This is a genomic window from Massilimicrobiota sp. mt181 (genome assembly GCF_055420065.1).
Genome location: NZ_JBVAYN010000045.1, coordinates 1 through 6,666 on the forward strand (window position 1 = coordinate 1; position 6,666 = coordinate 6,666).

The 6,666-nt window shown below is 34.0% G+C and carries 8 protein-coding genes; 1 reads left to right on the plus strand and 7 read right to left on the minus strand.

The annotated features are described in order from the left end of the window. Positions 1-12: 12 nt before the first annotated feature. From ACZYT4_RS13740 to ACZYT4_RS13755, 4 genes are all read right to left on the minus strand, one after another. The gene (locus ACZYT4_RS13740) at positions 13-237 is read right to left on the minus strand and encodes a hypothetical protein (RefSeq protein ID WP_463786855.1); all 225 of its coding nucleotides are present in this window, start codon (positions 235-237) and stop codon (positions 13-15) included. 84 nt (positions 238-321) lie between these two features. After that, positions 322-1,917: an FAD-dependent oxidoreductase gene (locus tag ACZYT4_RS13745; protein WP_463786858.1), complete on the minus strand. Its 1,596-nt coding sequence runs from the start codon at positions 1,915-1,917 to the stop codon at positions 322-324. After that, a complete protein-coding gene (gene ahpC, locus ACZYT4_RS13750; RefSeq protein WP_463786860.1) occupies positions 1,917-2,480 on the minus strand; it encodes an alkyl hydroperoxide reductase subunit C in 564 nt (187 codons plus the stop codon). Before ahpC ends, ACZYT4_RS13745 begins: the two co-directional genes overlap by 1 nt. A 130-nt stretch (positions 2,481-2,610) precedes the next feature. Further along, entirely contained in the window at positions 2,611-3,456 is an 846-nt protein-coding gene (locus tag ACZYT4_RS13755) for a YitT family protein (protein WP_463786862.1), read from the minus strand. A gap of 89 nt (positions 3,457-3,545) precedes the next feature. Between ACZYT4_RS13755 and ACZYT4_RS13760 the strand changes: the two genes are divergently transcribed. Then, a complete protein-coding gene (locus tag ACZYT4_RS13760; RefSeq protein WP_463786864.1) occupies positions 3,546-4,169 on the plus strand; it encodes a Crp/Fnr family transcriptional regulator in 624 nt (207 codons plus the stop codon). Between the two features lie 6 nt (positions 4,170-4,175). Here the strand turns inward: ACZYT4_RS13760 and ACZYT4_RS13765 are convergent, their stop codons facing one another. From ACZYT4_RS13765 to ACZYT4_RS13775, 3 genes are all read right to left on the minus strand, one after another. Continuing rightward, positions 4,176-5,771, minus strand: coding sequence for an ABC1 kinase family protein (locus ACZYT4_RS13765; protein WP_463786865.1), 1,596 nt, complete (start codon positions 5,769-5,771; stop codon positions 4,176-4,178). Further along, positions 5,755-6,054, minus strand: coding sequence for a phasin family protein (locus ACZYT4_RS13770; protein ID WP_463786868.1), 300 nt, complete (start codon positions 6,052-6,054; stop codon positions 5,755-5,757). The genes ACZYT4_RS13765 and ACZYT4_RS13770 overlap by 17 nt, the downstream gene beginning before the upstream one ends. Before the next feature lie 182 nt (positions 6,055-6,236). Continuing rightward, positions 6,237-6,666 (minus strand): DUF4351 domain-containing protein (locus ACZYT4_RS13775; RefSeq protein WP_463786870.1); only part of this gene is annotated, 430 nt, incomplete at its 5' end.

Here is a 6,666-nt window from a genome sequence, read left to right on the forward strand (position 1 = left end):
AAAAGACACAACTTAATACATTGTGTCTTCTTCTGTTATACTTCTTGGTCGAGGAGGCCTTGGTGGTCTAGGTGGTCCTGGTGGTCTTGGCGGCCTCGGCTGATGATGGGGTGGTCTTGGCGGAACCATTGGTGGTCCAAAAAATGGTGGGAAGAACCACCACCAGCCCCATGGTTGGATCATAGCTCGTGGCATATAGGAATCATCATATTCATATTGATTTTCATTAAAGTCCAATTCGTTTCACCTCCATATAAACTATGCTATCTTTGGTGAAATGTCTAGGTAAAAAAACAGAAAGCCTCACTTTCATGAAGCTTTCTATAATAATTTTATAATATCTTCAATATTTTTCTTACCAAAATGAACCTGTTGTCCATCAATGACCATACAAGGAACGCTCATAATACGGTATTGTTCTTTATATTCAGGATAATGTGATAAATCATAAATAGAAGTTTGAATCTGATTATTTAATAAGGCCATACGTTGCGTTGCCTGTACAACTTCTGGGCACATTGTACAAGATAAGGATACAAAGACCTGAATATGATGTGACTTTAAATTTTGAATAGCTGCCACTATCTTTTCATCTAAAGGTTGACCAACACTCGCTGCATTGTAAACAGCTAAAACAAATGAATTAAATTCATGTCCACCTGGCACAAGATGATAATGAATACCTAAATCCTGTTGGTGGTCATTGGCAATATACATCATAGGACTCTCTTCCATATCCTGATAATCTAAGAAAATATGAGGACTTAAAGAGGCAAATTCTTCCATAAAATTCTTTAATTCTAATGAAAAGGCATCATTTGATAATTTCCCAATCAAATAAATATCTTCAGTTAATCGCTCTAAAATAGGTTTTAATTGTTCACGAATGTCCTGACTGATAAAAGTTTGACTGTTTTCTGTTTGATGATGTTTTGCTTGAACTGTCTGTTTTTGATAAGCTTTGGTTTCTAAATGATATTGTTCTTTTATCGCTGTGATATATTTTTCTAGTGATGTGGCCGCAATGGCGCCATCACTAACCGCTGTTACAACTTGACGTAAGTCTTTTTCACAGATATCACCTGCCCCATAAACACCATCTATGCTTGTTTTTTGATGACGATCTGTGATGAGATAACCTTGTGGATTCAATGATAGTTGCGAATGGAATAGTTGATTTTCAGGCACATATCCAGCAAAAACAAAGATACCAAATGGTCCCTCTTTGTTAGCATCATAGCGCCATAATGACTGATCTTGATTATTTCTAAAAACAGCATATTCCAAAGTTTCATGCCCACCTGCTTCCACAATTTCTGTTTCAAAAACAACATCAATCTGATCATGAGCTCGCACTTCATCAGCAATTGTCTTAGCACAAGTGAAATCTTCTTCTCTGACAATCATCGTCACACGGGATGCATATTGCGTTAAAAAGATAGCTTCTTCACAAGCTGCAAAACCTCCCCCAATGACAAATAACTGACACCCTTCAAAAAACTCACCATCACAAGTTGCGCAATAAGCAATCCCACGTCCCTGGAATTCTTTTTCACCTGGGAAACCTAGCTTTCTAGGATGAGCTCCTGTGGCTAAGACCAGTCCAACACTTTCAAATGTTCCACGATTTGTTTCCACTTTTTTAATCGTCTGGTCTAATTTTAAGCTTTTGACTTCCGCCACTTGAAATGTGGCCCCAAAATTTTCTGCCTGCTGACGCATTTTTGTCGTTAAACCTTCTCCAGAATCTTCTAGAACACCTGGATAGTTCACGATTTCTGAAGTAATCGTAATCTGTCCACCAATTTTTTCTTTTTCTAAAACCAGGACACTGTATTTGGCTCTGGATAAATAAATCGCTGCAGAAAGCCCGGCAGGGCCTCCTCCAACGATAATTGCATCATAAATATTTGACATTATAACATGCCTACTAAATCTAATGATGGTTTCAGTGTTTCTTCTCCTGGTTTCCATTTTGCTGGACAAACTTCATCTCCATGTTCAGCAACAAACTGAGAAGCTTGTACACGTCTTAATAATTCATCAGCATTACGTCCTACATTGCCAGCAATCACTTCATAAGCAACAACTTTTCCTTCAGGGTTAATCACAAATGTTCCTCTTTCAGCAACTCCATCAGCCTCAATATAAACATCTAAATCTCTTGCTAAGGCTGCAGTTGGATCTGCTAACATAGGATATTGAATTTTCTGAATTGTTTTTGAAGCATCATGCCATGCTTTATGCACATAATGTGTATCACAAGATACTGAATAAATTTCACAGTTGATTTTCTTAAATTCTTCATAAAGATTTGCTAAATCTTCTAACTCTGTTGGACAAACAAAAGTAAAGTCTGCAGGATAGAAGAAGAAAACACTCCATTTTCCTAATAAATCTTTTTTTGTAACTTCTTTGAATTCTCCATTTTGATATGATTGTACTTTAAATTCGTTAATTTCTTTTCCGATTAATGACATATTTTTGACCTCCATTTTTATTTTAAACATATCTATTCAATTTTATACATATTTTTAGTTAGCTTTAACTAACTATCTGCAGTTTATCATATAAAAATAAAAAGTGCAACGTATATGCACTTTTTATTTTCTACACTTTTTCTAATGTGAATCCTTTGCCACCAACTTCTTCAACATGGGAAACAATCACAAAAGCTAATGGATCAATGTCATGAATCTTGGCCTTAATCGCTGGTAATTTACGATAAGGAAGAACAGATAAGATCAACTTAGAATTTTCCTTTGTATATCCCTTTTCACTGGCAAGTAATGTCACACCAGCATCAAATTCATGTAATATAGATTCTTTGATGGCTTCATAATGATCACTGATGACAGTTAATTGAACAAGACTTGTTCCCTGTGTTAATGTTTTATTTAAAACAACAGCTGTAATCATGACAATCATGACACCATAAATCACATGTGTTGTATCATTAAATGTAAACTGTAAAACCAAAACAGATAAATCAATACAGTTTAAAACAATATGTACTGGGAAGCCAAATTTTTTATTCAAAAGAATAGCGATAATATCAACACCACCTGTAGATGCGCCCGCTCTTAAAATCAAACCAATTCCTACACCTACAAGACAGGCTGCTAAGATAGCAGCTAAAAGTGGATCATTTAAATAATGATGAAACATATCATGTGTTTCAAAGAATTGTAAAACAATTGGGAACAGGAATGTTGATATTAATGTTGTCATAGCAAATTTTTTGCCTAGGAAAAAAAGTCCAATGAAAAATAAACAAACATTTAAAAAACCAACACTTAATGAAACTGGAATATTAAAATAATGATTTAAGACATTCCCAATTCCAGAAGTTCCACCAACAATAATTTGATTTTCTAAAATTAAAGTATTGACTGCTAAAGCAATAAAGATATTTCCAACAATGATATAAATGAGATTTAAAGCTTTTTGTTTCATATTCCCTCACCTCGTTCAAGACTTTATCATATCCTCTTTTTTTAAAATGTAATCTATGTTACAATTATCAAGAAAAGTGGTGAAAGTTGATGAAAATAAAAAAAGAATTCTTTCCTTATTTTGAAAAAGCTGGAAGAAAACAAATTTATTATCCTTCGGATTTAATCTATATGCAAGAAGATGAGGCTGATTTGATTTATTTAATTATCAAAGGAAAAGTCAAAGTTTTTGTCATGAATTCCAATGGTAAAGAGGTGACAATGGATATCTTGCAGGAAGGGCAGATTTTTGGTGAATCTGCTTTTATCACAGATGCCAAACGTCCTACAACAATAGAAGCACTCACTCATGTAGAACTACTTGCCTGTTATCCAACACAGCTTTATCCCTATTTTCAGCAATCGCAGGAGTTCATGGTGGCTATTTTCCAATCATTATCACAAACTTGTGATTATCTGACCAATATGATCAAAAGATCTTATACTTATAATCGTTATGAAAAAATAATTGCTTTTTTATTAGGACGCATGGATCTTCATCAAAGTTCAATCATCAACTATACTCACGAAGAAATAGCTTCTATCTTAGGTTTATCAAGAGTCACAGTCACCAAAGTTCTCAATGAATTTGTCAAAGAGGGTTTAATTGAAATTCGTTATAAATCTTTAATTATCAAAGATAAAAAGAAACTGTATTCATTATTATACAAATGAATACAGCTATTTTTTATGCCTTCTTTCCTTCAAAACAGTGAATAACAACCAGATTCCCAAACAAATGGCTGACATATAACCTATAAAACCTAAAGCCGGAATACCAAATACTTTAGGTGTCATCTGTGTTGTACATAACAAACTGCTTGCCATAAGCAGACCTGTACTGACAATACCAACAATCAGTTTATTGACCATATGATTAATAGCATTCATTGGAACACTGGATTCCATGATATCCAGATTGACTTTTAATCTACCCTTCATAATCATACGCATAATATCTGAAAACTGAGCCGGAAGCGTTAATAGATTTTGACTGGCATCATAGATTTTCTTGGCAGACTTCGTCAATTCTTTTTTATAATCTAACTGTTGTGACATATGACTGGCTACATGATTGGCAGCAATTTCAATAATACTGATATGAGGATCAACAAGCATCACAGTGCTTTCAATCGTCACAAGTCCTCGAGCCAGCATACTAACACCTTTTGGCATGGAAATACGATGCTGATGGGCAATCACAAAGATTTCCTGTACCACATCACCTAAATTAATATCCGTTAAATCCATAGATACATAATGCTTCATAAAAGTTTCAATATTATCATAAAACAAAGCATAATCAATACGATTATCATGCTCTCCTAGCGTTAAAATCACATCAACAAGCTTCTGTGTATCATTTTGACCAATAGCCAAAACAGCATCTTTCAACAAATCTTTATCAGCACGATTTAAGATACCCATCATTCCAAAATCAATCCAAACAATCTTCCCATCACGAATTCTTAAATTTCCTGGATGGGGATCGGCATGAAAGAAACCATCATCAACAATTTGTTTGATATAGTTTTCTGCCAATTTGGCAGCTATCTCTTTTAAATCATACCCAGCATTCTTTAATGTCAGACGATCATCAATTTCATAACCATCAATATATTCCATCACCAGAACTTTGCTGGTGCTATATTCATCAATAATCATCGGAGCATCTATGTATTGTATATTTTCATGCAAATGGGCAAATCTTCTGGCAAAATGTGCTTCATTTAAAAAGTCCATTTCTTCTTTGGCTGTATGCCAAAATTCATCTAAAACAATATTTAAATCAACAACACTACCTAAAACATCATTTAACTTTAAAATTTTGACAGCTCGACGGATTAAAGAAATATCTCTTTCCATCATTTCATAAATACCTGGACGCTGAACTTTCACAACAATGCGACGACCATCTTTCAATGTTGCTTTATGAACCTGTGCAATTGAAGCACTTCCTAATGGCTCATTATCAAATTCAGCAAACACCTGATCAAGACTTTCCTGATATTCATTTTCTATCAGCCTCTTAACCACTTCAGTGCTCATAGGTGCAACATTATCTCTTAATTTCACGAGTTCTCGGCAATAACGCTGAGAAAACATATCTTGTCTAGAAGCCATGATTTGACCTATTTTGACAAATGTTGGACCTAAATCCTCCAGGATCATTCTAAACTTAACGGGATCAATACCTTTTGTTAAATGATGTTTTCTCAGTATTGCCAGAATCTGTGCAAGACGTCGTTTTGTACTTAAACTACTCTTTTGTTTCATTCTTTGCTTTTTGTAATTCTTCAATATGTGCTTTTAATTTTTCCAAGTCTTCTACGTCCATATCCTGTAAATCTTTTTCTACTGTTTCCACACTGACAGGTTTTCTAAGCTTTTCAGCAACACTATGTTTTAATTCTTCATTTAAAACCTTTCCCTGTTCAACAGTTAGTTCTCCTTTTTTCACTAAGTCTTCTACAACTTCTTTAGATTTTTCAGCTGTTACAGCAACAGCTCCAATGCCTGCAAGTAAGACTTTCTTTAAATCTTCACTAAAATTATTCATAGTACAACCTCCTTTGTTATATATTTATTTTACTACGAATTTCAACAAATGTGTAGTTTAAGAAAAACGAAATGTTTTGATTTAAAATCACATTTCGTCTTTTGTGGATATCTATTCTCAAGCTTGTCTTTTTCTATTTTATGAACATGAAAAATAACAAACAAATTGAATTAAGATGTACCCTATCCATTTATAAGTATCTTCATAACATCTTCTTCACTATTCATATTTAAAATATGTATCGTTAAAGCATGTAGTTGTTCATCATTACTTGTTTGAATCTGATGAATAGTCTTTGGTGATAGTTTTCCAAATTTAGATTGAAGTTGTTGAAGTAGTGTATTGATGACTCCTTCATGTAAACCTTCTTTTCTGCCTTCTATTTTTCCTTCTTTTATTCCCTCTTTTCTTCCTTCTTCTTTTCCTTCAAGTCTGGCTTTCTTGCTGATGTTTAATACATATTGTCCCATATTTACGTCTCCTTTCTGTTGTTCGATATGATTGTAAATCTCTTTATCATGTGTCAAGGCTCCTAGAACACATGCCACCTCATGACTAACCTTGAAATCATCATCTGGAGCGATTTTTCCATAGAGCATCTTCAATCCCTTG

Excerpts from the sequence above, each read along its gene's own strand:
- ACZYT4_RS13770 (WP_463786868.1), bottom strand. The coding sequence starts at position 6,054 with ATGAATAATTTTAGTGAAGATTTAAAGAAAGTCTTACTTGCAGGCATT.
- ahpC (WP_463786860.1), bottom strand. The coding sequence starts at position 2,480 with ATGTCATTAATCGGAAAAGAAATTAACGAATTTAAAGTACAATCATAT.
- ACZYT4_RS13755 (WP_463786862.1), bottom strand. The coding sequence starts at position 3,456 with ATGAAACAAAAAGCTTTAAATCTCATTTATATCATTGTTGGAAATATC.
- ACZYT4_RS13745 (WP_463786858.1), bottom strand. The coding sequence starts at position 1,917 with ATGTCAAATATTTATGATGCAATTATCGTTGGAGGAGGCCCTGCCGGG.
- ACZYT4_RS13765 (WP_463786865.1), bottom strand. The coding sequence starts at position 5,771 with ATGAAACAAAAGAGTAGTTTAAGTACAAAACGACGTCTTGCACAGATT.
- ACZYT4_RS13760 (WP_463786864.1), top strand. The coding sequence starts at position 3,546 with ATGAAAATAAAAAAAGAATTCTTTCCTTATTTTGAAAAAGCTGGAAGA.